Here is a 25,591-nt window from a genome sequence, read left to right on the forward strand (position 1 = left end):
TCATCAGGAATCAGCTTTATACATATTCGGCCACCTCGGACTCGGTCTCAGACAGTTCTGTCTCCTCAATTTCAATGAGGACCTTCTTATCTTTGCCAAATCTGGCGAGTATTCTATCGAAAATATAATAGATCACAGGCACCACGACCATGGTCAGGAACATGGAGGAGATCAATCCACCGATCAGTGCCCAGGCGAGGCCATTTTTCCATTCCGAGCCGGCACCTGAGGCCATTGCGATCGGCAGCATCCCAAATACCATGGCCAGGGTGGTCATGAGGATAGGTCTAAACCTAATTTCTACCGCCTTGATCAGAGCTTTCTTCACTTCCAGGCCAGCGTCTTTCAGCTGATTGGTAAAGTCCACTAGCATAATGGCGTTCTTTGCGACAAGGCCCATCAGCATGATCAGCCCGAGGATACTGAATATACTCAGGGAGGAGCTGGATAAGGCTAGGGCCAATAAGGCTCCGATCACCGCCAATGGCAGGGAAAACATCACCACCAATGGATACACATAGTTATCATATAGTGCTACCATAATCAGGTAAATCAGTAAGATGGAGGCCAAAAGGGCGATCCCCAAACTTCCAAATCCTTCTTCCTGCATTTTCATATCTCCTTCATAAGAGATACTCACTTCATTAGGAATCGACATTGCGGCGATCGCCGCCTGAATCTCTGCCCCTACCGTACCGGTGGTCCTGCCTGACACCTGAGACTTTATGGTCACCGAGCCTATTCTATCCTGACGGTTTAGCTCACTCGGCCCCTCGGAAGGAATGGCCTGTGCAAACTGCTTCAGAAGGATCGTCTGTCCTCTATTATTGATAAAGGCAAGGTTCTCTATATCCGATACTGACTTACGATCAAACTCATCCATACGGATGTTGATATCATATTCGTAATCACCATCACGGTATTTGGTGTCGGTATTACCATTGAAGGCGACCTGCATGGTGCCGCCGACCATGGCCATGTCTAAGCCTAGATCAGCCATCTTTGCACGATCTACCTCCACTCTGATCTCCGGATTACCATCTTCCATGGTGGACTGTACCTTACGAGTCCCCGGGACATTGGCCACCTGGGCCATCACTCTTTCGGAGAAGGCCTTAAGCGTGTCCAGGTCAGGGCCGGAAAGCACCACCTGGATAGGCGCATCATTAGCAGTACCTGTAATACTGATCGGCACCGCGGTAAATTCCGCCCCGATGATATTCTCCTCCAGAGCGATTTCCATTTCCTTCGCCAGCTCTGGCGCAGAGATACTTCTCTTCTCCGCATCCACCATCTTCACGGTGATCTCAGCGGCATAGGGCGTGGCCTGACTGCCAGACATGCTACCAGTGGTCTGCCCAACGGTGGTAAATACACTCGTCACCAAGGGATTCTTTCGAATGAAATTCTCCGTCTCCCGAGTGGTGAAATTGGTCTCTTCTAAGGTCGATGACTTTGGCAGTTCCAGTCTCATAATAAACTCACCCTTATCCCCTTCACTCACAAACTCACTTCCTATAAAGCCATTACTCACGAGCATAAAGGAGGAGATGAACATCAGCAAAGTCACCACCAGGGTTACAATCTTATGATTAAAGGCCCATTTTAATATCCCCGTCAGCCAAGCAATAAATGAATCCAGCAGGCCTTCGAAGCCATTGACGATTCTCCCAAAAACACTGGTAGGATCCAGGTGCTCCAGCTTGGAAAAGCGAGAAGTCAAGAGAGGAATCAGGGTAAAGGCTACCAGTAAACTCATCATGGTGGCCACAGCCACGGTAATACTAAACTGGGTAAGGATCCCGGAAATCAAGCCTCCAGTCATAGACAGAGGCACGAATACCACCACAATCACGAGGGTGATGGAGGTCACGGTGCCGCCTATCTCACGAATCCCATCATAGGATGCTTGCACGGCCGTCTTGCCCTTCTCCATATGTCGATAAATATTCTCTATCACCACAATGGCATCATCCACCAGGATCCCCACCACTAAGGATAGGGCCAGCAAACTCATCAGGTTAAGTGTAAAGCCCGCCAGATACATCACTGTAAATGTCGCGATGATCGAAGCAGGTACTGCAATCATCACAATGATCGCATTCCGGAAACTGTGCAAAAACAATAACATGATGACCGCTACCAGCACCACCGCAATGATCAGGTCGTGAATCACCGCATTGGCGGCTTCCAGGGTAAATTCCGAGCTATCCTGAGAGATCTCAAAGCTCAGGTCATTGCTCTGATAGGTGGACTCCAAGGTCGCCAAAGCTGCATTTACGCGCTCCGCCACGTCCACCGCATTGGCATCTGATTGTTTTTGGATGCTGATCCCGATGGCCGTATTGCCATTGAGACGACTGAGGATTTCGGGATCCTTACTCGAATCGATCACCTCAGCCACATCCTTGATTTTGATGGGCGAGCCATCCGCATAGCTCACTACCAGCTCCCCGATCTCGGCGACATTGGTGAATTTTCCCGCCAGACGGATTAGGATCTGCTCCTCATCACTTTTGATTTTGCCCGTAGGGAAATCTAAATTCGCTTGCGCAATAGCCTGATTCACCTGAAGGGGAGATACCCCATAAGTATTCAGTTTATTTAGGTCCAAATTGACCTTAATTTCTCTTTCGGATCCCCCTAGCAGGTTGACCTGAGCCACCCCATCGATCTGGGCGAGCATCGGCTGGATACGCTGGTCCATCAGGTCATAAAAAGCGGTGGCTGTAAGATTGGAATAAGCTCCCATCTGCATGATAGGCATATCGTCCAAACTGAATTTGCCTAGGGAAGGTGGGTCCACATCTTCTGGCAAGTCGCCCATCACGGCATCAATCTTCCGCTGAGCATCCTGCAATATGATATCCACATCCACATCATCATCCAACTCAATGGTGATAATGGAAAAACTCTCCAGCGAGGTGGCTTTCATGACGTCTATCCCCTCCAGGGAGGCCAAGGCATCTTCCAGCTTTCTGGACACCGAGTTCTCCACCTCGGCAGGTGCAGCCCCCGGATAGAGGGTCGATACCGTCACCACATTAGGGCTAAACTTCGGCAGCAATTCGTATGACATCTGGGTATAAGAAAATATCCCCAGCGTGGTCAGTATCGTAAATAGCACCACCACAATGGTGGAGCGTTGTATAGAAACTTTAGTAATTTTCATAATCGTGGGTTTTGATGATTATAGCTCAGTCACTGCTGTGCCATCCTTCAGATTGATCAGACCAGAGGTCACGAGCTTCTCTCCTTCATTCAGCCCATCGAGCAGCACCAGTTTGTTTTCTCCTACCTGAGCCAGCTTCACTTTCTTCAAGACCACTTTTCCATTTTCGATCACAAATACCTCAGGGTTTTTCACTCCGTTCACCAGCGCTCTTCTATCGATAAGGATAGCTTCCTCCGCGGGATAATCGAATGAGGCATAAGCAAACATCCCTGGCTTGATCTGATCGGTATTCTCCTCTAAGGTCAGTTCCACTTCATAGCGCAAAGAAGCATCACCCTTATTGCTGGTAAAGCTTACTTTGCCGGTAAAGTCTCTTTCTGGCAATACGCCTACCTTCACTTTCACCTCATCGCCTACCGCGATGCGGGCGATCTCAAGTTCGGAGACATTTACCACCAACTTCATAGGCTGTACATTCACGATCTCGACCACATCCATGCCCGGGCTCATGAGCGTTCCTATTTCGATGAAGTCATCGTTTATATATCCGGAGATGGGGGCGGTGATCCTGGTATTTGCCAGTCTTTTTTTGATCATCTTCACATCCGACTGGGACATTTTAGCAGCATTGCTGATCTCTTCCAGCTGCTTCTCAGTGATCGCCTCGGTACCAGCCAGATTTTCATAACGGCCCAGGTCCTTCGTTGCTTGAGAAAGCTTCACCTCGGCTATGGTCAATTCAGACTGAAGCAATTCGTCATCTAATAAGGCGATAAGGTCTCCCTTACGGACATAATCCCCCTTTTCCTTATAAATCTTCAGCACCTTGCCGCTGGCCTCAGACTTCAGCGTAAGCTCCTGACTAGGCTCAAAAGTCCCATTGCTGGTAAAGGATATCTTATGCGGTTTCTTCTGAATCACTTCAGACCTTACAGGAATGGCCTCACTGGTTTTCATGGCTTCCTCAGCTTTTACTTCCATCTCCTGCTTATTCTTATATAAGGTAAAAGCTATTGCTGCTGCAATGGCGATTAGGACTAAGGGTGTGATAATTTTTTTCATAGCTCCTGATATTTATTTTAGGGATTTCTCCCAAAGTATTTTTATGTTAGTTGGTAAGTATTTTTTCGATTTGACCCTGGGACTTGTATAGGTCTGCCTCGGCGGTCTTCACGGCTATCACCTGTCTGAAATAGCTGGACCGAGCCTGTCTCAGCGAGGTCTCCGAATCCAGCAGATCCGTCAATGGTGATAAGCCCTCCCGATATAGCTGGCCGGTCTGCTTAAAGACATCCTCCGCCAGGTCCAAATTGGATTCCTGAGCCTGCAAACTTCGGATGCTATTCCGCAGTTTCTTCTGAGCATTGAGGAATTCAGCATGGGCATTCTGCTCTGCCATATAATGATCATAGCCGATCTTCTCAGACTCTATCCTGGCCTGAGCCACTCTATTTCTCTTCTGGAACCCATCAAAAATCGGAATGGAAAGTTTCAGCCCTATCAAGGAACCCCGGTACCACTCATGGCCAGTGGAGATAAAGTCAAACTCATTTGAAAACGCATTATAGTTTACATCTGCGAAAGCGGACAATGTAGGGTAATAACCCGATTTGATATTCTTGATATTAAGGCCATTCAGCTCCTGCTTCTTGTCCAGCACCTGCAGATCATATCGCTGGCTGATATCATCATCCAACTGCAATGCCTGTAAGGGCAAAGACTTGTTTTCGAAATCATAAGGGGCAAGTCCTACCTGCAGCTGGACTGGAAGGCCCATTACTAACTTGAGGTAATTGGTGCGCTGCTCAATGATGATCTCCATATTGTCCATCTCGGTCTCCAGCGTGGTAAGGTTCACCTTCACACGGTTATAATCCACTTTTCGGGCAAGGTCATTTTCGTACTGTGACTTGATGATGCTCTCCAGCCTTTTTAGCTGATCGTGGTTGGCCTTTAGGTTGTCCATCTGCAGCTGCGTGGATAATACCGAATAATAATTCAAAGCCACATCATATATGATATCCTCCTCAGTCATCTGGGTCAGCAGACGATAAAACTCCTCCGAAGTCCTTGAGGCTTTCAGCCCCACTAAGTAGGATTGGCTAAAAATCAACTGGCTGACCTGCACCCCTGCCTTGAGGCTCTGAGGTACGCCAAATGAAATCACATCTATGCCATTAGGATCCGAGTCGGGATTGAGAAATCCCCCCGGAACAGCCTGCGGATAGACATCCAAAAAGTTATTATAATTCCCATAGGCATCCACCTGCGGCAATCCCGTACCTGTAATCTCCTTACGCTGGTATGCGGCGGCATCCTCATCGAGGCGCGCTTTCTTAATTTCCGTATTGTGCTTTAGGCCCAGCTCTATGCATCGCTGTAAGGTCAACACTTCTCCGTCGGTAATGGTCTCTTGCGCATGGAGATGACTCACCCCAAGGAACATCGCAAATAACCCGATCCAAACTTGTTTCTTCATTTTATTATTATATAGTTATTTCCTTATAAATTACTTAGTTCAGAATTTAAAGAACCATTTATACAAAAAAATATATCAGCTATTTTGCTGATCATATTTTTCGATAAGTTTTGGCATTTCAATTCTCATAAATTCAATGAAGCTCTGAAACTCAAAGATGCAATTGTTAAAATCCCTATTTTGGCTGGAACGAGCGGCCAAAACGTCCTTCAACAGGACATTGATCCTGAAGATGCCTTCGAGATCTTCCTGCATATCGAGCCTCCAGCTCCTTACTCTAAGCCTGAAATAGCGCTTTCGCTCTCCAGGTTTTGTGGTATATTCGACCTTGTTTTGGGTTTGAAGCAGGGTAAGCGCATTGCTGACCGCACTTTTGCTCACAGAAAGATAGTCCTGAATCTCATCAAAAGTCGCTTCCGCTTTTTCCAGCACCAATAACAACCCCATAATTCTTCCCAAAATCGGCTGATTCCCTTTTCGCTCGAAAAAGACCCCGATTCGTTCTATAATCTCCTGTTGTTCAGATGTTAACTTCATATTTCCTCCTCTTGTCTGTGAAGACCTAACGATGCAAAGATACGAAAGGTTTTGTTAGTTCATAAAAAAGAGAACTAAAAGTTCTCAGTATTTGCAAAATAGTGAAAATAAAATTTCCGTGAACAAAATCACTGCGCTAATTATCTCTAAAATTTGACCCTAAAACTGATATACACTTCTACCAAAACCCTATATCTCCTTACCATCCACCTTTTCTTCCAAAAAACGCTCTACAATGGAGAACAAATAATAAACCCATCTTCCCAGTGGCTGGTCAAAAGTATGATATTTTGTCTTTAACAATGAATCTGATGGATAGAGTTGATCACCAATATTAACTAATACCCTTCAAAAGCATGCTCCATAGAGAATACTTTTCAGCAAAGCCCCGCAGCCTATCTCCGGAGCATGAAGGTGGCCTATAAAGAGTAGGACTTAAAGATATGCATAGTAGTAAAAAGTAATCGTCGCAAAATCTTTCAGTCAAAAAAAGTACTCCCTATTAACTGATTTTCTCCTCTTATAAATTAATGCTCGCAAGTAGCTGGTGGATATTTTTATTCCAAAACCTCAGTTAAGTACCAAGAGTGAATCAACAGCCACCATGCGTAATTCTCATTCTAATAGAAAAAGCCGGCAAGGCTATTCCTTTCCGGCTTTCTGGATAGCAGTTTACGCTATGGGATATCAGCTTCCGCAGCCCACACAATCAAAATGACTATCTGAAGGCTTGGTGCCATTCAGCTGCATCTCCAAATTATGAATCTGGTCACGGATTTCCATATCATTAAACATATCCCCGGTTAGGGAGCCCTTCAATTCTTCAATTTTGTTACTCAGTGCTTGTTGTTGTTCTGCTGTCATGGCGTTAAAATTTTCTTGGTTTAAAAAAGCAAAATTGTCAGAGAATAAGTTCGCCCAAATTCTTCAATTTTCAAACTCTCCCGCTAAGTAATTGAATCTTAGTCAGGAAACTTCTTTGAAATCAAGCAAGGGCTCTTGCAGCATGAATATAAGCATAGAGAGCTTGTCCTTGGTAAAATAAAACAGTAAATTAATCATTTACATCACTAGTCCCAAGTAAAGAAAGAGGGCAAGCAAGGGGAATAAGAATCGATAAGGATATGAAGAAAGCACATTTCACCTCCATTCAGCAACTCAGGCATAGGCTACATCGGGAGCCTGAGCTATCGGGAGAAGAAAAATCTACCGCCAGGACCATTGCCGATTTTTTTGGAGGTCTCAGCCATTTCAAGGTCCTTAAATCCCTCGGCGGGCATGGCTTGGCCTTGATCCATGAGTCTTCCACTGCGGGCCCCACCAGCATGGTACGCTGTGAGCTGGATGGGCTGCCCATAGCCGAAACGGGTAGCCCGAGTTATAGCAGCCAACACCCTGGCCAGTCCCATAGCTGTGGGCATGATGGACATATGGCGATCGTCGCTGGCTTAGGCTTACAGCTTCAGGACTCCCCCATCCAAAAAGGCAGGGTGGTCCTACTTTACCAGGCTGCTGAAGAAACGGGAGAAGGAGCTGAAAAAATAATTAATGACCCAAAGTACTCAAAGATTAAATCCGACTACGCCTTTGCCTTACACAATCTTCCGGGCTATGAGCGCTCCCAAATCATCCTGAAAAAGGGAACATTTGCGGCCGCATCCAAGGGGATCATCATTGGTCTATCTGGAAAAACCAGCCATGCTGCGCATCCGGAGGAAGGGATCAGTCCCAGCATCACCTTGGCGAAACTTATGGTCGGCATGGAGGCCATTCCCAAATCGCTGGAGGAATTTTCTATGATTACCGTCGTACATGCCTGGATGGGCGAAAGGTCCTTTGGCACCAGCCCAGGGGAGGCCAGGCTATTGGCAACGCTGAGGGCTTATGATAATCCCAGCATCCAGCGCCTGAGCCACTATATAGAGAAATTAGTGGAGCTGCTCGCCAAGGAGGCTGGATTGAGCTATACCATCGACTATACCGAGGAGTTTGAGGCCACCAGCAACGAGCCCGAGGCATGGCAAATAGTCAATGAGGCCGCCAAAAGCTTGAAGTTAAAAACCTCGCATATCAGGAATCCTTTTAGATGGTCTGAGGACTTTGGGAGGTTTTCTGCCGGGACCAAAACCATGATGTTTGGCCTTGGCGCAGGCAAAAAACAAGCTCCTCTGCATCATGGAGACTACGACTTCCCAGATGAAATCATGAAAACAGGGGTGGATTTATTTGAAAAAACAATCCGCAGCCTCCACGGAGGATCCTAATTACCGCTTAGAGAATAAGTACCTTATGACACATACCTCAAGGCTAGAAATTAGCCGCTCAGCTTACCGAAAGAATATCCGATTTATCAGAAACCAAATAGGCAGCAGCCCTATCATCAGTGCCGTCATCAAGGGCAATGCCTATGGTCATGGCATCGAGAATATCGTCCCCATAGCCGAGGAAGCGGGCATCCGCCATTTTAGCGCCTTCAGCACCGATGAGGCTAGAAGGGTAAAAAACAGCTCGCGCAAAGGGAGTCAAATTATGATCATGGGAATGCTCCACACCGAGGACTTGCCATGGATTATAGAGAATGAAATTAGCTTTTATTGCTTTGAATTTGACCGACTAAAGCAGGCGATCCAGCAGGCTAAGGTGATGAATAAGGTGGCCAGGATTCATATCGAGGTGGAGACGGGATTTCACCGCACAGGCTTCGAATGGCAGGAAAAGGAGGCTCTAGCCAAACTCCTCCTTAATAATGCCGAGCATATCCAGCTCTCAGGCCTTTGTACGCATTTTGCAGGAGCGGAGAGCATCGCGAATTACCTACGGGTAAAGAAACAAATCGAGCAATACCATACATTCAAAAATTGGTTTGTGGAGAATGAGATAAACTTCGCCAGCTATCACACCGCCTGCTCGGCAGCCTCCTTAAGCTTCCCCGAGACCATCATGGATATGGTCCGCATAGGGATCGTGCAATACGGGTTTTGGCCGAGTCAGGAGACCTATATGAGCAAGTTTCCTGAGCTAGCAGCTGGCAAGAAAAACCCACTTAAGCGGCTAATAAGTTGGAAAAGCAGCATTATGAGTATCAAGGAAGTTGCCATGGGGCAGTTTGTTGGCTATGGCACCACCTATATGGCTCCTCGAAAAATGAAAATAGCCCTCGTTCCCATTGGCTATTGCCATGGCTTCTCCAGAATGCTGAGCAACCTGGGCAGAGTACTGATCAATGGCAAAAGGGTGCCGGTGGTCGGAAATGTAACCATGAACTCCATATCCATCGATGTCACCGATCTGAAGGGCGTCCAAAAGGGAGATGAAGTGGTAATTATTGGCAAACAGAAATCGAATGAAATCACCGTGGCTTCCTTCAGCGAAACTACCCAACAGGTGAACTACGAACTCCTCACCCGCCTCCCCTCAGACATCCCTAGACAAATCGTTTACTAATCTTACAAAGCCAAGCCCAGACTCAGGCACTCTTACTCCGCTCCCAGCTTCTCTACCGATATGCTATTTACTAGCCCCAAAAACTGACAACTTTTATCAGCCCCAATACACTGACTCATAAATAAGACTCAGGCCTTAAGATAATGCTATAGATTTTGCTCTGAAAATCTCTTCGACGAAAATTTAATGGCTCGATATTTCATGGGATTTTTTTTCAATCAATGGGTCTAATCTGTCAGAGGAGGCTTCACAGGCAAGACTGACAGGCATCACTCAGCAGCTGAGAGAACCGATCGAATAATTTCTGTCATTTTTTTTCTGGCAAGCCTCATAATTGTATGGTCTTTGTGGCAGGAATGAACCAAAAAATATAAGTCATTTCACTTATTGCTTAGGTATTTTTCTGCAAAGAAAAGCAGCACTGCAATAACGTAAGGACGAGCATTTAAATTCTAATTTTGTTTAACCAAATCAAACAGTACAAATGACATTCAAAAACACGATACCAGCATTGGTAATGATTGTTTTCGGACTATTCTCTTGTGGTGGCCCCACTGATATTGGCAAATATGAGTGGAGTGTAAGAGAAATCAATGGCGCCCCAGCTACCCAGGAGCAACTCGCAAAATTATCCTTGAAGTTTGAGGCGGAGTCTAAGGTTACTGGCCAGGCTCCCTGCGATGAATTTCGGGGCAAGGCGGTCTATAATAAAGACAAGGTGAAATTTACCACCTTATATACCGACCAAAATTCCTGTGACCAAGGTGCCCTGCAAAGTGCCTACCTGAGTTCACTCGAAAATAGCGCTACCTATACGACTACAGCCAATCGCATGGTGTTCTTCGACAAAGACGGAAACATCACCGTGGAGTTTGAGCAGAAAAAATAACCCATAACAGCTGGAATATTAGCTCATACGGGCTCTAATTCCAAATACCTCGAAACCACGTAATTCTTAGGATTGCGTGGTTTCCTTCACGATAGGCTCCCATTTTTAATGCAAGCGCCCCTTCTTTTGCTGCCTAAGATCGTATTTCAACTTTTCAGGCAACTATTATTAAAGAAAGCAGCGCTTAAAATGAGGAGAACCTTTTTATACTATTATTCGATTCTAAAATTTTATTAGCTGAATAAGGACGGGGCAAAGCCTCCGGAGGCAGCTAAAAAAATAAAGCGTGCTAAGGTCAAAACTCAGCACGCTTTATGGCTCGACAGAAGCCTTTATATTTAGGCTAGGAATTTCCTATTATGACTTCAAACAATTTTGTCCTGTAAGGACCAGCACTCCAACAGCATAAAATAAATCGGCAAAGCAAGGCTACTTAATAAAATAAGCCCAGCGAGACCGACCATTACTCCTTCCCTATATAAGCTAAGTTTAGCCTTGTGCAGCAAACTGGTAATCGGCAAACACCTCTGCCACCTCATCCAGGATCGCAGCCACTTCCTCATAGGTATCGGCAGTCACCATTTGGGTTCTAAAAGGCTTGAAATTTGGCATACCACGGAAGTAATTGGTATAATGTCTCCTCATCTCGAGGATACCGAGTTTTTCACCTTTCCACTTGACAGAGAAGTCCAGGTGTTTTTTGGTAATTCGAATTCGCTCATCCAATCCTGGTGCAGAAAGCTTCTCACCTGTTTCGAAGAAGTGTTTTATTTCATTAAAGATCCATGGATATCCGATGGCGGCGCGGCCGATCATCATTCCGTCCACCCCAAATCGATTACGATAATCGAGAGCTTTCTCGGGGCTATCGATGTCTCCATTCCCAAATAGGGGGATATGAATCCGCGGATTTTCCTTGATTTTGGCGAGGTAGGTCCAGTCGGCTTCCCCTTTATACATTTGTTTTCTGGTCCTGGCATGGACGCTGATGGCTTGGATGCCGACATCCTGGAGTCTTTCGACGACCTCGACGATCCTGATGGTATTTTGATCCCATCCTAGCCGGGTTTTTACGGTGACGGGGATTTTGACCGCATTGACAATCTCGGCGGTCATCTCGACCATTTTGTCGATATCCAATAATATACCGGCACCGGCGCCTTTGCAGGCCACCTTATTGACGGGGCAGCCATAATTGATATCGAGGATATCTGGGCCCGCAGCCTCCGCGATGGCGGCAGCTTCGCGCATAGATTCTATTTCATTGCCGAATATCTGAATGCCGATGGGGCGTTCATATTCGAAAATATCAAGCTTTTGTACACTTTTGGCAGCATCCCGGATCAAACCTTCCGAGCTGATAAATTCTGTGTACATCAAGTCCGCACCATTTTCCTTACATACCGCTCTGAAGGGCGGATCGCTCACATCTTCCATCGGTGCAAGCAGTAATGGAAATTCCCCTAAGCTTAAGTTTCCTATTTTTACCACGATTGATTTATAATTTTCCTGTAAATTTACCCCAATTATGGAGATTTATAAAACCCAAAGCCAAATTGCTGCAAAACAAAACTGGTTATTATCACTAGTTGTATTGATTTTGATCACATTTGGCGTACTAGCACTGACACAAGGCATTGCAATAGCAATTATACCTTTACTCTTTGACATCCCTTATGAGGAGATTCTACCGTTATTTTCAGGTGATATTACGCATCCCAACGGAAGAATGGCCATGATGTTTCTTCAAGGCCTCGGTGGAGGCCTCGCTTTTCTACTTGCGGGATGGCTATTTTCACATTTGGTAGAAAAAGCCAGCCTTGGATGGAAACAACAATTGGCCAGGGTTCAGTTCACTAGTATTTTAATTACGATTCCTTTATTGCTAGGTTTTGTCATGTTTGATACCCTTATTATAGAGTGGAATGCAAACATCCAGTTCCCTGAAGCCTTAAGGACTTTCGAGGAGATGGTAAAATCGATGGAGGAATCGGCGATGAAGCTCACCATCTACCTGACTGACTTCCAGTCCTTCGGGGAGTTTATTGCGGGATTATTGGTGATTGGGGTTTTTGCAGGCATTGGCGAGGAGTATTTCTTCCGCGGGGTGATGCAGCCAAAGATGAGAGCTTATACGGGCAGCCATCATGCGGGTATCTGGATTACGGCCTTTATATTTTCGGCAATTCACTTTCAGTTTTACGGTTTTGTTCCACGAATGCTTCTTGGAGCGCTATTTGGCTATTTATATTGGTTTTCTGGCAGCTTAGTGTACCCTATGCTTGCACATATTCTAAATAATTCCCTAACGGTATTGATGGTTTATCTAAACAAGTTAGGGCTAGTGGAGTTTGATATCGAAAGCCCGGACCAGGTCAATTGGCTAGTGGTCGCCACAGGATCCTTGCTATTCATAATATGTTTAAGATTATTTATTCAACATAACCAAAAACAACAGACCCATGGACAAGTGGCAGAAAGTATTTGAGACTGACACGGGGATCCGTGCAGAAATCGTCAAGGGAGTCCTCATCGAGCACGAGATAGGTGCGATCGTGTTGAATAAAAAGGAGTCTGTATATCAAATCAACGGGACCTATCAGGTGATGGTGGCCCCGGAACATGCCCTTAGGGCCATTAATATTATCAAGAATGAGATATCGTTTTAATATATCCAATTACAGTGAATTAGCCCAACGTATCATCACCGCCCTCATAGGAGCCGCTATCATCGTGGTGGGTTCCATGTATAGCCCTTGGATATATTTTGGGATTTTTGGGATCATTTTGATCCTGGCGCAGGCGGAGTTTTATAAGCTCTGCGGCCTGGATGGGATGCTTCCACTGAAGTCATTTGGGACCTTCTTAGGATTTTTGATCTTTCTGATGTCCTTTTTGGTGGAGATGAATCATATGAGTGACCGCTATTATTTCTTGATTTTCCCGATGGTTTCCCTTATCTTTTTCATTAAACTCTACCGTAAATCTGACAAAAAACCATTCACTGGTATTGCGTACACGTTTCTCGGTATATTTTACGTAGCTGTACCTTTTGCATTATTAAATTTGGCGGCATTCTCTGTGGATGGCACCTTTCATTACGAGTTGATTATTGGCTCATTATTTATTCTATGGGCCAGTGATACGGGAGCATATTTTGCGGGAACGAAATTCGGTAAGACGAAGTTATTTGAGCGGGTATCTCCGAAGAAGTCATGGGAAGGAAGTCTGGGGGGCGCAGTGGCAGCATTTGCGACAGCCTATATGCTAAGCACGAATTTCGGTGTGATTCCCCAGTGGAAGTGGTTAAGTATTGGAGGGATCATCATAATAGCGGGCACCTATGGAGACTTAATTGAGTCTTTATTCAAGCGAAGCATCGCCATCAAAGACTCCGGCAAGGGCCTTCCAGGACATGGAGGCTTCATGGATCGTTTTGACGGATTGTTAGTTTCAGCCCCTTTTATTGCTGCGTTTTTGAAAATATTTTAAAAAACATAGGTGGATTTTGAAAATGTGCCTAATATTGCACCAGAATTATCTTCTATATAAACCAAGACCCAATTATGGCTTACATTGAACCGGCTCCTATAAAGGACAAAGAAAATCCTTTGGAGTCAATGATGGAGAGGTTTAACATTGCAGCAGAAAAACTTGGCCTATCTGATGAGGTCTATAATGTGCTGAAAAACCCCGCAAAACAGGTTATTGTCTCGCTACCGATCACCATGGACAGTGGCAAGATCCAGGTATTCGAAGGCATACGCGTGATTCATTCCAATATCCTCGGCCCAGCCAAAGGCGGAATCCGATTTGCACCCGACGTGCATATCGATGAAGTCCGGGCGCTAGCTGCATGGATGACCTGGAAATGCGCCGTGGTGGACATCCCCTACGGCGGGGGAAAAGGTGGCGTACGCTGTAATCCTCGAGAAATGTCTCCTGGAGAAATCGAACGTCTAATGAGAGCATATACCCTTGCGATGATCGACGTATTCGGTCCAGATAAGGATATCCCCGCTCCTGATATGGGCACAGGACCAAGAGAAATGGCCTGGCTAATGGATGAGTACTCCAAAGCCAAAGGTACCACTGTCAATGCCGTCGTAACAGGAAAACCCCTGGTACTCGGTGGATCTCTCGGCAGAACAGAAGCCACCGGAAGGGGCGTAATGGTCTCTGCGCTGTCAGCCATGGAAAAACTAAAAATCAATCCTTTTCAAGCCACTTGCGCCGTTCAGGGTTTTGGGAATGTGGGCTCCTGGGCCGCATTGCTATTAGAAGAAAGAGGTCTGAAGATCATCTCAGTATCCGATATCTCCGGTGCCTATCACAATGCCCAGGGCATCAATATCCGTGAAGCGATCAACTATAGAGACAGCAATAAAGGAACCCTTGAGGGATTTCCCGGAGCCGACAAACTTGCTGACCCAGCAGAATTGCTCGAGCTAGCCGTAGATGTGCTGGTACCTGCCGCCGTGGAAGATGTGATCACCAAGAAAAATGTGGATAATATCAAGGCCAAGCTAATCGTGGAGGGTGCCAACGGCCCCACCTCCTTCAATGCCGATAAGATCATCAATGAAAAAGGCATTATGGTGGTCCCTGATATCCTCGCCAATGCGGGCGGTGTTACCGTCTCTTATTTTGAGTGGGTTCAAAACCGCCTGGGTTATAAATGGACTGCCGAAAGGGTAAACAGAAGATCCGACAGGATCATGAAAGAGGCCTTTGATCAGGTGTACAAAACCTCCATCAAGCATGAGGTCCCTATGAGAATCGCAGCCTATATCGTGGCCATCGACAAGGTAGCACAAACCTACCAATTCAGAGGTGGCTTCTAATCGTAAAATATAATTCTATCAGGAAAGCCTCGCCCTTGGGAGAGGCTTTTTTTATTGCTTCTTCTCAAGCCACCTGGAGACTTCCGGTTTCCATAGAAAGCGATGCCAGCCCGAATGGCTTTTCTCCAAATTCCTGTCCAATCTAAAGTGGCAAACCTTCCATGAACGCAAGGAAGGGCGAATGCTAGACTGCGAGAATGCACAGAGATAAAGGGCTAAAACCTTATAATCTCTGGCATCATATGGCTGGCTTTTGCCATGTATAGACTAAAATTTAGAGAAGAGCACTTTTGATATAATATTGGGTAATTGGTACAGAAGCGCAATTTTTTCTTTAACATACCAATAAATATTGGCAAATTGCAGGTGGATTTATCGGTATGGCCTGAGAAACCGGTCTAAAAAATGGTAAATCCATTAAATATCATTGAATTAACCCATATCTAATGACAATACATAAGGAAGGACGTACACTTTTATTTTGGCTGTTGGCGATCTTAGCTGGAATTAATTTTGGCACTCATTATTTATTTCCTGAACAGGAAACGGTGCTAAATCTGATCCTACTGAGCAGCATCATTTTCTACCTGCTGATCTTGCAGTTTTTCAGAAACCCCACCATCCTCATGCCGGATAATGAGACCATCATCTATGCTCCTGCAGAAGGGAAGGTCGTGGTGATCGAGGAAGCCGAGGAAACAGAATTCCTACACGAGAAAAGAAGGCAAATCAGCATCTTCATGTCACCTGTCAACGTCCATATCAACCGCTCTCCTATCAGCGGGATTGTGGATTATTTCAAATATCATCCGGGCAAATATATGGTAGCTTGGCATCCAAAGGCCAGTTACGAAAATGAACGTACCACGATGGTGGTAAGAAACACTAAGACAGACGTGAAAATATTGGTGCGCCAGATCGCAGGAGCAGTGGCCCGAAGGATACGTTTTTATGTCAAAGAAGGTGACCCTATCGTACAAGGTGGGGAGTTTGGATTTATAAAATTCGGTTCCCGAGTGGATGTCTTTGTCCCTCTGGACGCAGAAATCCTCGTGAATATAGACGACAAAACTAAAGGGGGGATAACTCCTCTCGCTCGACTAAAGCAGTAATAAGTGCTGCCCCTGAGCAAACAACACTCTTAATCCCCGGAGTATAATTTTGTGAATCAGCTATTCACTCCGGACAAAAAAAAGATTCAGGCATCAAGTCTGAATCTTTTTTTTGCTCTAAAGTCCCCGCAGTTTCCCATGAGATGGATCCTCTCCAGTCCTATAGGTAGTGGCCATCGAGGCAAGAATAATTAGCTGAAGGAGGTGAAAAGCAAGCAAATATAACTGCTGAAATCAAGGTTTTAGCTCATAAATCCCGGCTTGCTGCTGCTGATACAGTTCTCCCAATGCCGGCATATGTTTAATCAATTCCTCAAAGACGCCTTCCTGATCATAAATCAATTCAGGTTTTTCTTTAAGGAAATCAAGGTACACCTGTATCATTTTCTCATGATCAGAAAAATCTCCTAGGACCCTTTTAGAAAGCCTATAGTTCAGGTAAGGACTAGCGAGGCTAGCGGTTTGATAAGCGCTTATCTCATCCCCAAGGATTACGATCCTCTTGGCACCGGCAGTTATGTTAGGATCCAAGGTATAATTCCATGTTCGATGAGATTGAATTTTATAGATGGTCCATGAGTAGCCCACCACTGGCACGGAGAGCAGGAAGGTATAGAACAGTATTTTGAGTTGTTTTTTATTGTTCAGGTAAATAAAAATCTGGCTAATAAAGTAAGTAAGCCCGGGCAAGATGACCACCATCTGAAAAGGGGTGCGTCTGTTAGCGATAAAAACCGAGCCTAGAGCAAATAGGGAAAACAATAACATCAGCTGTTTTTGTTTTTGCTGATTTACGGTAATGCTGGTGGTGACGGTGCCTACAAAATACCCAATAATAGAAAACAGGATGGGTAGGAAGATTAAGGTCAGGAGGTCCAGATAGCTGACGTGTGGATAGCTCCCAGTAATCCTGGTGGCCAGAATAAATTCGGAAATAAATTCCTCTAGCCCATCGATCCAGAAGAAATAAATGCAGCAAATGATAAAGGGCTGAAAATACCCCACCAAAGAAAGTATCAGCTGGCTAAAACTAAATCCGCTGACTGTAATCCCCGCCACTAGGAGGAAGGGAAGAAAGATCACGAGGGGAAAATGAAAGCAGGCGGCTAGTCCACCGAATATGCCCACCAACAAAACTGACTCGGTATTTTCCTCATTGATAAGGGTCTGGGAAAACAGCTGTCCCAAAGCCAGGATGATGAATGTGGCTCCCATCAGCGCTGGGGAGAGTGTCAGTAAGTCGAAGGAAAAATGAAATAACACCAGCATCACCAAGGCAGGCAAATAGCTGGTATGATCAAAGGAGCGATAAGCGATAAAAAGGCGATTGATATAGGTAATCTGAAATAAGATCAGGAGGGCGGCGATCACCTTATAGGCTAGCCAGGACCGCCCAAAGGCAAGGTCCACCATCCAATAGACATAAGCCGACAGGGGGCCTATATCATCCACGATGTCCAGATAGAGGTAATGCCCTTGGCTCAACCTCTCTCCCACAAGCATCCAGGACATCTCTGGGCTCAAAAGGGGGATCCCCATCAATACATAAGGAGCGCTCAGCACCATAAAGAGCAGGGCAATTCCTATGATTCTAAAAGGATCGTTTATTCTAAAAAAACTAAGCAATGGTAAATCTTGTTGTAATTTGAGGATTCTGAATGTACGAAATTAAAGCTTAGTCGATTAAATCACTAAATTTGTACCGATAATTATTTTATATGGAAAGTAAAAGACAACAACAGTACGCAAAATTAATCCAAAAGGAGCTTGGCGAGATCTTTCAGCGGGAATCAAAACCCCTCGTGGGCAATGCAATGGTCACTGTCACCAGAGTGCTCATGAGCCCGGACCTGGGCGTGGCCAAGATCTCCTTGAGCTTTTTGATGGCAAACAATAAGGAACTTATTGATAAAATCTCCAAGCATAAAAGTGAAGTCCGCAAAAACCTGGGTAAAAGAATAGGAAAGTCAGTGAGAATTATCCCTGAACTGGTATTCTATCCTGATGACTCTTCTGCCTATGCTCAGCATATGGATAAGGTCATCGGCGATCTGAATATCCCTGATGGCTCCACAGACGAGGAAGAAGAGGAGGATTAATCCCTAACCAAAAAACACAATCCCTAGGTGAATATCTCCTATTTTATAGCTTCCCGGTACTTCAAAAGCAAGAAAAAGCGAAACTTCATCGCTATCCTTTCGCGGATAGCGATGGTAGGCGTGGCCGTGGGCACCATGGCCCTGGTCATCGTTTTGTCTGTATTCAACGGACTCGAGGACCTGGTACGTGGAATCTACGCCTCCTTCGATGCCGAGCTTAAGATCGAAACTGTCAAAGGAAAATCCTTTGAGGTATCTGGGGAATTTCTGGACAGCCTCAGGGCCATAGAGGGGGTGGAGCAGGTGACCGAGGTCATCGAAGACAATGCCCTGCTGCGCTATGGAGAAGAGCAGATGGTCATCACCATGAAGGGGGTTAGCGATAGCTTTTTGGACAAGGAGCGCTTCGCTCAAGGGCATTTCTCCGGCGAACTGGATCTCGGTACGCCCGAAAATCCCAGCGCCATATTGGGGAGAGGGGTCGCCTTTATGCTAGGTGTGAATCCAGACAATGAATTCGACAACCTCCGCATGTACTATCCCAAGGCGCCTAGAGCAGGCAGCCTGGACCCACGTAATATGTATAATTCTGCCCGACTGGATGTATCCGGCTTCTATAGTGTGGATAAGAGTTTTGATGATAACTATGTCCTTGTCCCGCTGGACTTTGCTCAAAGCCTAATGGACTATGGGGTCAAAAGAACCTCGCTGGAGATCAAATCGACGGCCAATCAGAGCACGGCCGCGGTGCAGTCCAGGCTTCAGGGACTGCTAGGTGATCGATTTTCTGTCAAAAACACCGATGAACAGCATGCGGGCATGCTTCGGGCTATTCGGGTCGAAAAGCTATTTGTCTTCATCACCCTTACCTTTATTTTGGCCTTGGCCTCTTTCAATATTTTCTTTAGTCTGAGCATGCTGGCGATCGAAAAAAAGAAGGACATCTCGGTGCTCAAAGCTATGGGAGCCAGCAATAGCCTGATCAAGTCCATCTATCTAAAACAAGGAATCATCATCGCCGCCACTGGTGCAGTCATAGGCTTGGTGCTGGGATTTGCAATCTGCTGGGTTCAGGAGAAATACGGCCTTATCAGCCTTGGAGTCTCCTCCTCCGTAGTGGACAGCTACCCCATCAAGATGATCTGGACGGACTTCTTATGGACCGCCATCAGCTTGGTATTCATCACCTTACTCGCCTCCTACAGGCCTGCGAGCATAGCCTCCCGGGTCAATACCATAGAGCATTTATAAGCCTTTCCCCGCCATACTATCCGGTAAATTTGACTGCTTGAGGAAGCGAATTAAAGGCAGTGAGATCTGCCCACGGCATTAAGCCAGGCGATGCAGGTATGGCCTAGGGCTAGGAATCCCTACAGGTGGCTGAGAGACTACCTCTACTGGGTTTTCGGCCTCTATTTTAGGCGGCTGCCTGGCGACAAACCACCCCAAAGTAAGGCTGGAATCACCGGTATTTGCTAAGGCACTTCTGGACAGCCAACTATAAATGGGGAGCAAGCTTTTCCTAGAAATCCGCCAAAACAATACTTCAATAAATTAAAATGCAACTGGTATAAATACCGTTATTTCACGTCTTTTTTCTATTATAAGTTGAAATAATTATTTACTTTGCAAGCTAGTATAAATTAAAATTTCCACTTGAACTTGGGATTTTAAGTGGTGAATTTGACCCTTGAACTATGAAAGTTTCTCCTGACGAATCGTTTGAAATCATTTATTCACTTTTCAGCCATGAATATTTAGGGATATTGTTTGAGTCCTTTGTTATTCAGCATGATGAAAAAGGAAGGCTATCCTATGCCCACCAGAATATAGCCACTCAGAACGCCCGTGAATTTGCTTCTGGGCTTGACGAGGAGGACTATGAGCTCATCAAGCTGATGGATAGCATGCAGCACGATTCTATCATCAAGAAGTTCAACACCAAAAAACTCAAGCCTAAGGAGTTTTTGACCAAGGTATTTGAGACGAATAGCGAGACCTCCGCTAATAAGGAAATCCGCCGCCTGATCGAGATAAGGCTGGAAGGCATCCGTGCCAAAATCCTAAATAAGGTAAAAGGCAAGAGGCTTTTTGAAATGGGGAATGATGGCAACCCCATCTGGAAGGAAATCAATGTGCTTCCCAAGAAAGCCACCGTCTTATTTCACTTCCGTAGAAATGAAGAAAACACACATTATTTCCCTACCATCAAGTATGAGGGAGAAAAACTGGATTGGCAATACCAGGGGGGCTATCTTCTCTGTGACGAGCCCGCATGGCTAGTCGTCAATAGCTGCTTATATAACTTTGAAAAAGGGGTGGATGGCAAGAAATTAAAGCCATTCCTGAATAAGAAATTCATCGTGATCCCCAAGAATGTCGAGCAATCCTATTACCAAAAATTCATCACCCAGCTGGTCGCCTCCTTTGATGTCTATGCTAAGGGTTTTGATATCCGGGTGCAGCGCAGCCAGCCTGAGCCCCTGCTGAGCCTGAGTGATCTCCCCGGAAATCCCGCTAAGACGGACCTCTTTGGTCAGGAAAATGGATCTGAGGCGGAGGACAAAATAGTTTTTGACCTTAAATTCCAATATGGTGATTACGCCTTTCGCAGTGAAGAAAGCAGGGCAAATAATGTTGAGCTAGAACAAAAAGGAGACAACTATATCTTCCATAAGGTCATTCGTGACCTGGAAAGAGAAAAAACCTATGGTGACTATCTCAAAGACCTGGGGCTCCCGGTGAAAGCCTCCCGCTTTTCGCTAAGCAAAGCCAAGGCCTTTGATTGGTTAAACTGCCATCGTACAGACCTGGAAGAGAAAGGGGTAAAAATTCTGCAAAACCAAAGTGGTAAGGGCAAGCAATACTTCATTGGGAATGCCTCCATCAAGGTGGATATCAAGGAAAATATTGATTGGTTTGATGTCAAGGCGGTGATTACCTTCGGGGAATACGAAGTAAGCTTTTCCGAATTGAGGAAACTTATGGTCAAAGGCAAGCCGGAATTCCAACTTCCTAATGGGCAGACTGCGGTAATTCCTGATAGTTGGTTTGTAAGCTATTCAGAGATCTTCTCTTTTCTGGAAAATGGCGAAGAGAAAGGGAGTCATATGACCTTGAAGAAGCATCATATTGCGCTAGCGCAAGAGCTTCAGAAGGATAATCTGATCAACTTAACCCTGAGCCGCAAGCTACAGAAGCTCCAAAACTTCTCTGAAATGGAGTCATATGAGCTCCCGGAAACCTTCAAGGGCACCCTAAGACCCTACCAAAAGGCGGGATACGATTGGCTGCGATTTCTTAATGAATACCGCTTTGGAGGTTGTCTGGCGGATGATATGGGTTTAGGTAAAACCGTACAGACCTTAGCCATGCTATCCTTGGAAAAAGAAAACACAGAAGGGGCTACCTCGCTATTGGTGATGCCCACTTCTCTGATATACAACTGGGAAGTAGAAGCCAAGAAATTTAACCCTAAACTAAAAATATTAGTTTATACGGGATCCCACAGGGTCAAAAACAGCGCGCTATTTGCCAAATACGACCTGGTATTGACCTCTTATGGCATCGTGCGATTGGATATAGACATCCTAAAAGCATTCTTTTTTAACTATATAATTCTCGATGAATCCCAGGCGATCAAAAACCCAGGCAGTAATATCGCTAAAGCGGTATGCCAGCTGACGAGCAAGCATCGGCTGATCCTCACGGGTACGCCGGTAGAAAATGGCACGATGGACCTTTGGTCCCAGATGAACTTCATCAATCCCGGCTTATTGGGAACACAAGGGAGCTTCAAAAAGCAGTTTTTGCAGCCCATAGAGAAGAAGAATGACCTGGACAAAGCCGCCAAATTGCACGCGATGATCAAGCCTTTCATCCTGCGAAGGCTAAAAACCCAGGTGGCCACTGATCTCCCTGAAAAAGTCATAAATATCAAATATTCCAATATGACGGAGGAGCAGGAAAAGGCCTATAATGAAGTGAAGGAATACTACCGCGATAAGATCGTGGAGGAGATGAATACTCCTGGGATGAAGCGGCAGACGTTTACCCTGCTCAGGGGACTTACCCAGCTTCGCCAAATCGCCAACCATCCACGCCTCACCGACCCGCAATATACGGGAGACTCCGGCAAGATGGAAGATATCACTCATATGCTCGACTCCACAGCGCGAGAAGGCCATAAGGTGCTCGTATTTAGCCAATTTGTAAAGCATCTGGCCATCATAAAGGAGCATCTGGATGAAGAAAAAATCGCTTACACCTATCTGGACGGAACCACCAAGGACCGGCAGGCACAGGTGAATGAATTTCAGGACAATGATAAAGTAAAAATCTTCCTTATATCGCTCAAGGCCGGTGGCGTAGGGCTAAACCTCACCAAAGCCGAATATGTATTCCTACTCGATCCGTGGTGGAATCCTGCCGTGGAAGCTCAGGCTATCGATAGGGCACATAGGATCGGTCAGGAGAATAAGGTAATTATCTATAAATTCATCACCCACAATACCGTGGAAGAAAAAATAATGGCCTTGCAGGAGCGAAAAATGGCCCTCGCAGACGAGCTGATTAGTACCGAGGAAAGCTTCATGAAACGTCTTAACCAAGATGATATCAAAGCCTTGCTGACCTAAAAACTGTCAGGGAATCATATTATTCCTGACAAATAAGCAAGCGCTATTAGCGAAAAATTGGGGATAAAGTAAGCTGGCATTTTCTACTTACTCTTTCGCTACGGCGAGCATGATGCGAATTATAAAAAGAGAAAAGCTGCGATCCGACCGAGGTAAAGCCTCCTAAAAATCCGTGATATGGGCTTTTTACTTAAGAAAACTAGAAGAACCAGGGCCTCCAGCTGGTCAGCCAGTGGGGCCTTTCTATTGGGCTGATCATCAGTTCCTGCATAAAGAAACATTTTATCCTTATTTTTTAAGGAAATACTGGTATTTTTAGCCGCTCGAAGAAACAAAGAAATAGCTTTGAGTGGCTAAAACATCCAAACAACCAATTTTTATTAATAACATGGATTCTGCAATTCTTATCATCCAATGCAAAGATCAAAAGGGAATAGTCGCTGCGGTCAGTCAGTTTCTATATTTTCACAATGGCAATGTGCTGGAAGTGGACCAATATATTGACAGTGAAACGGGGGATTTCTTTATGCGAGCGAAGTGGGAATTGGCTAGTTTTGCAATACAGAAGCAGGACATCCATCGAATATTCGGCGAGACGGTGGGCAGTAAGTTTGAGATGAACTTCACCCTTCACTTCAATGAGCCACATCCAAGGATGGCCATATTTGTATCTAAGCTATCGCATTGTTTATTTGATATATTGTCGCGGTATTTTTCGGGGCAATTCCAAGTAGAAATCCCATTAGTACTATCCAATCACGAAAACCTCCAGCCAGTGGTCGAGGCATTTGGAATTCCCTTCCATTATTTCCCCATTACCAAAGACAATAAGCAGGAGCAAGAGCAGCGCCAGCTTGCGCTATTAGAGGAGCATAAGGTTGATTTTGTGGTATTAGCGCGGTATATGCAGATCCTGAGTCCGACCTTCATCAGTGCTTATCCACATAAAATCATCAATATTCACCATAGTTTCCTGCCGGCATTTGTGGGAGCCAAACCTTATCATGCTGCACATAAAAGGGGGGTGAAAATCATTGGGGCCACGGGTCACTATGTCACCGAGGAGCTGGACGCAGGGCCGATTATCGAGCAAGATATAGCCCGAGTAAAGCACCATAATACGGTGGAGGAGCTGGTGCAAATCGGCCAAGATGTGGAAAAAGTGGTGCTTTCGAAAGCCATCAAATATCACCTGGCCAAAAAAGTAATGGTCATGGGAAACAAGACCATTATATTCAATTAGCCCAAACGCTATCTTCGGCCCTTGGACACTTTGATCTCCAGCCCTTCAAGGAACTTGATCCGCAAGGCTCACATGTACTGGCTTCCCTGATCGGAATTGATTATCTCCGCTTGGCCGTATCAGGGCTAACTTCTTGGCGCACCTGCTTGCACCACTTGGTATTTTGACTGTTTGATAGTTCCCATGAAAGGATCTTCCAGCGGCACACCTGCATGACCGCTGCCATATATTCTTCGATGGCCAGCTACACTAAGACCCAATCAATGAATTTGAGTGGGTAAGGGATACCGTTAGGAGGTTCTATAATTCTTTTTGCTAAGACCACCGCCCTCAAACTCATCGATCCATAAAATCATTTCTTCTCTCTCCTCCATTTGCCTGCTTGTGTACACAAAACTATGGATTAGCTCAGTTTGTAGAAACTTGTATTGGGTGGGATGCTTACGTTAGCCTCTGACCAAACTTGCTGCAAGTGGTAGAGGATTTAATCTTCCGCATAAAAATCCACATTCTATCTTAAAAAACCTTCTAAAGAAGGCCTGAAGAAAGGAAACGTCTCTTGAATCGACTCAAATGAATTCTGGAAAAACTAAGCCCGTGGCTGATTGCCCTTTCTGAAAAACCCCTGCCAAAAAACAATTACATCTTTCCTAATCGGTGCATTTTGATCGGATTATCGGCCATACACTTTGGTGAAAATTGATTTCAATCCCCAAAATAAATAGCCACAGGTTAAAAAAATTCAGTGGTATACTTTATGCCGGAATGTCAGATAAAACCTGTTTATGCAAACAGGAAATAATACCAAATCGAAAACCTGTTTACTGGTATACTTTCCCCTGGAACCACTGGTAAACTTTGCTCTGGAATACTGGTATACTATGGAGTGGAATACTCATTATTGGCAAGCAAGGTAATCAAATTCGGCTTTTACAATGGGACAATGATGGTGCTATGACTACTGCTGACTTCTCTTAGATGTTCACGATATCCAGAGATCTCCTCAGGTAAGAGCATATTCCTTCCCTCAATACCCACTGGATCTACCAACTATGCGCTTGTTGGTTTCCCACCTTGGGATGTCAGTAGGATATGCTACTTCATCCGGCCTGTCAAGCCTCAGTATCCAGAT

At 45.4% G+C, this 25,591-nt stretch carries 19 protein-coding genes; 12 read left to right on the forward strand and 7 right to left on the reverse strand.

The window, feature by feature from the left end; genetic code table 11:
• Positions 1-16 precede the first annotated feature (16 nt).
• The 5 genes from B050_RS0118395 to B050_RS23590 form a co-directional block, all read right to left on the reverse strand.
• Complete coding sequence (locus tag B050_RS0118395) at positions 17-3,172, reverse strand: efflux RND transporter permease subunit (RefSeq protein WP_018475433.1); 3,156 nt, start codon at positions 3,170-3,172, stop codon at positions 17-19.
• Between the two features lie 18 nt (positions 3,173-3,190).
• Positions 3,191-4,237, reverse strand: coding sequence for an efflux RND transporter periplasmic adaptor subunit (locus B050_RS0118400; protein WP_018475434.1), 1,047 nt, complete (start codon positions 4,235-4,237; stop codon positions 3,191-3,193).
• Positions 4,238-4,283: 46 nt separating this feature from the next.
• Positions 4,284-5,654 carry a TolC family protein gene (locus tag B050_RS0118405; RefSeq protein WP_157492895.1) on the reverse strand — a complete coding sequence of 457 codons (1,371 nt, stop codon included), beginning with the start codon at positions 5,652-5,654 and terminating at the stop codon, positions 4,284-4,286.
• Between the two features lie 75 nt (positions 5,655-5,729).
• A complete protein-coding gene (locus tag B050_RS0118410; RefSeq protein WP_018475436.1) occupies positions 5,730-6,191 on the reverse strand; it encodes a GbsR/MarR family transcriptional regulator in 462 nt (153 codons plus the stop codon).
• 687 nt (positions 6,192-6,878) lie between these two features.
• Complete coding sequence (locus tag B050_RS23590; RefSeq protein ID WP_018475437.1) at positions 6,879-7,055, reverse strand: hypothetical protein; 177 nt, start codon at positions 7,053-7,055, stop codon at positions 6,879-6,881.
• Positions 7,056-7,315: 260 nt separating this feature from the next.
• Between B050_RS23590 and B050_RS0118420 the strand changes: the two genes are divergently transcribed.
• The 3 genes from B050_RS0118420 to B050_RS0118430 all read left to right on the forward strand — a co-directional run bounded on the left by B050_RS0118420 (position 7,316) and on the right by B050_RS0118430 (position 10,524).
• Positions 7,316-8,455 (forward strand): amidohydrolase, encoded by a 1,140-nt coding sequence (locus B050_RS0118420; protein ID WP_018475438.1) that lies wholly within the window; start codon positions 7,316-7,318, stop codon positions 8,453-8,455.
• 25 nt (positions 8,456-8,480) lie between these two features.
• A complete protein-coding gene (gene alr / locus B050_RS0118425) occupies positions 8,481-9,635 on the forward strand; it encodes an alanine racemase (RefSeq protein ID WP_018475439.1) in 1,155 nt (384 codons plus the stop codon).
• Between the two features lie 484 nt (positions 9,636-10,119).
• Complete coding sequence (locus tag B050_RS0118430; RefSeq protein WP_018475440.1) at positions 10,120-10,524, forward strand: META domain-containing protein; 405 nt, start codon at positions 10,120-10,122, stop codon at positions 10,522-10,524.
• A gap of 489 nt (positions 10,525-11,013) precedes the next feature.
• On the opposite strand, the gene dusB is transcribed toward B050_RS0118430, so the two are convergent.
• Positions 11,014-12,015: a tRNA dihydrouridine synthase DusB gene (dusB, locus tag B050_RS0118435; protein WP_026236011.1), complete on the reverse strand. Its 1,002-nt coding sequence runs from the start codon at positions 12,013-12,015 to the stop codon at positions 11,014-11,016.
• A gap of 37 nt (positions 12,016-12,052) precedes the next feature.
• Here dusB and B050_RS0118440 point away from each other — a divergent pair, with 37 nt between their 5' ends.
• The 5 genes from B050_RS0118440 to B050_RS0118465 all read left to right on the forward strand — a co-directional run bounded on the left by B050_RS0118440 (position 12,053) and on the right by B050_RS0118465 (position 16,480).
• Positions 12,053-13,012: a CPBP family intramembrane glutamic endopeptidase gene (locus B050_RS0118440; protein WP_018475442.1), complete on the forward strand. Its 960-nt coding sequence runs from the start codon at positions 12,053-12,055 to the stop codon at positions 13,010-13,012.
• Positions 12,987-13,193, forward strand: a complete 207-nt coding sequence (locus B050_RS0118445; protein ID WP_018475443.1) for a putative signal transducing protein — start codon at positions 12,987-12,989, stop codon at positions 13,191-13,193. Before B050_RS0118440 ends, B050_RS0118445 begins: the two co-directional genes overlap by 26 nt.
• On the forward strand, positions 13,177-14,016 hold the full coding sequence (locus B050_RS0118450) for a phosphatidate cytidylyltransferase (protein WP_018475444.1): 840 nt from the start codon (positions 13,177-13,179) through the stop codon (positions 14,014-14,016). Before B050_RS0118445 ends, B050_RS0118450 begins: the two co-directional genes overlap by 17 nt.
• Positions 14,017-14,090: 74 nt before the next feature.
• On the forward strand, positions 14,091-15,368 hold the full coding sequence (locus B050_RS0118455) for a Glu/Leu/Phe/Val family dehydrogenase (RefSeq protein WP_018475445.1): 1,278 nt from the start codon (positions 14,091-14,093) through the stop codon (positions 15,366-15,368).
• 446 nt (positions 15,369-15,814) lie between these two features.
• Positions 15,815-16,480 (forward strand): phosphatidylserine decarboxylase family protein, encoded by a 666-nt coding sequence (locus B050_RS0118465; protein WP_018475447.1) that lies wholly within the window; start codon positions 15,815-15,817, stop codon positions 16,478-16,480.
• A 234-nt stretch (positions 16,481-16,714) separates the two neighbouring features.
• Here B050_RS0118465 and B050_RS0118470 read toward each other — a convergent pair whose 3' ends face one another.
• Entirely contained in the window at positions 16,715-18,106 is a 1,392-nt protein-coding gene (locus B050_RS0118470; protein ID WP_018475448.1) for a hypothetical protein, read from the reverse strand.
• Between the two features lie 92 nt (positions 18,107-18,198).
• Here B050_RS0118470 and rbfA point away from each other — a divergent pair, with 92 nt between their 5' ends.
• From rbfA to purU, 4 genes are all read left to right on the forward strand, one after another.
• Positions 18,199-18,579 carry a 30S ribosome-binding factor RbfA gene (gene rbfA / locus B050_RS0118475; RefSeq protein ID WP_018475449.1) on the forward strand — a complete coding sequence of 127 codons (381 nt, stop codon included), beginning with the start codon at positions 18,199-18,201 and terminating at the stop codon, positions 18,577-18,579.
• A gap of 27 nt (positions 18,580-18,606) precedes the next feature.
• Positions 18,607-19,830 (forward strand): ABC transporter permease, encoded by a 1,224-nt coding sequence (locus tag B050_RS0118480; protein ID WP_018475450.1) that lies wholly within the window; start codon positions 18,607-18,609, stop codon positions 19,828-19,830.
• A 446-nt stretch (positions 19,831-20,276) separates the two neighbouring features.
• The gene (locus B050_RS0118490) at positions 20,277-23,216 is read left to right on the forward strand and encodes a DEAD/DEAH box helicase (RefSeq protein WP_018475452.1); all 2,940 of its coding nucleotides are present in this window, start codon (positions 20,277-20,279) and stop codon (positions 23,214-23,216) included.
• A gap of 388 nt (positions 23,217-23,604) precedes the next feature.
• On the forward strand, positions 23,605-24,459 hold the full coding sequence (purU, locus tag B050_RS0118500; RefSeq protein ID WP_018475454.1) for a formyltetrahydrofolate deformylase: 855 nt from the start codon (positions 23,605-23,607) through the stop codon (positions 24,457-24,459).
• The last annotated feature ends 1,132 nt before the right edge of the window (positions 24,460-25,591 follow it).

Source organism: Echinicola pacifica DSM 19836, assembly GCF_000373245.1.
Taxonomy (GTDB): Bacteria; Bacteroidota; Bacteroidia; order Cytophagales; family Cyclobacteriaceae; genus Echinicola; species Echinicola pacifica.

What these genes read in the sequence shown, in the direction of transcription:
- B050_RS0118410 (WP_018475436.1), bottom strand. Translation starts at nt 6,191, where the DNA reads ATGAAGTTAACATCTGAACAACAGGAGATTATAGAACGAATCGGGGTC.
- B050_RS0118430 (WP_018475440.1), top strand. Translation starts at nt 10,120, where the DNA reads ATGACATTCAAAAACACGATACCAGCATTGGTAATGATTGTTTTCGGA.
- purU (WP_018475454.1), top strand. Translation starts at nt 23,605, where the DNA reads ATGGATTCTGCAATTCTTATCATCCAATGCAAAGATCAAAAGGGAATA.
- B050_RS0118450 (WP_018475444.1), top strand. Translation starts at nt 13,177, where the DNA reads ATGAGATATCGTTTTAATATATCCAATTACAGTGAATTAGCCCAACGT.
- B050_RS0118400 (WP_018475434.1), bottom strand. Translation starts at nt 4,237, where the DNA reads ATGAAAAAAATTATCACACCCTTAGTCCTAATCGCCATTGCAGCAGCA.
- B050_RS23590 (WP_018475437.1), bottom strand. Translation starts at nt 7,055, where the DNA reads ATGACAGCAGAACAACAACAAGCACTGAGTAACAAAATTGAAGAATTG.
- rbfA (WP_018475449.1), top strand. Translation starts at nt 18,199, where the DNA reads ATGGAAAGTAAAAGACAACAACAGTACGCAAAATTAATCCAAAAGGAG.
- B050_RS0118445 (WP_018475443.1), top strand. Translation starts at nt 12,987, where the DNA reads ATGGACAAGTGGCAGAAAGTATTTGAGACTGACACGGGGATCCGTGCA.
- B050_RS0118405 (WP_157492895.1), bottom strand. Translation starts at nt 5,654, where the DNA reads ATGAAGAAACAAGTTTGGATCGGGTTATTTGCGATGTTCCTTGGGGTG.
- B050_RS0118465 (WP_018475447.1), top strand. Translation starts at nt 15,815, where the DNA reads ATGACAATACATAAGGAAGGACGTACACTTTTATTTTGGCTGTTGGCG.
- B050_RS0118490 (WP_018475452.1), top strand. Translation starts at nt 20,277, where the DNA reads ATGAAAGTTTCTCCTGACGAATCGTTTGAAATCATTTATTCACTTTTC.
- B050_RS0118455 (WP_018475445.1), top strand. Translation starts at nt 14,091, where the DNA reads ATGGCTTACATTGAACCGGCTCCTATAAAGGACAAAGAAAATCCTTTG.
- B050_RS0118420 (WP_018475438.1), top strand. Translation starts at nt 7,316, where the DNA reads ATGAAGAAAGCACATTTCACCTCCATTCAGCAACTCAGGCATAGGCTA.
- alr (WP_018475439.1), top strand. Translation starts at nt 8,481, where the DNA reads ATGACACATACCTCAAGGCTAGAAATTAGCCGCTCAGCTTACCGAAAG.
- B050_RS0118440 (WP_018475442.1), top strand. Translation starts at nt 12,053, where the DNA reads ATGGAGATTTATAAAACCCAAAGCCAAATTGCTGCAAAACAAAACTGG.
- B050_RS0118395 (WP_018475433.1), bottom strand. Translation starts at nt 3,172, where the DNA reads ATGAAAATTACTAAAGTTTCTATACAACGCTCCACCATTGTGGTGGTG.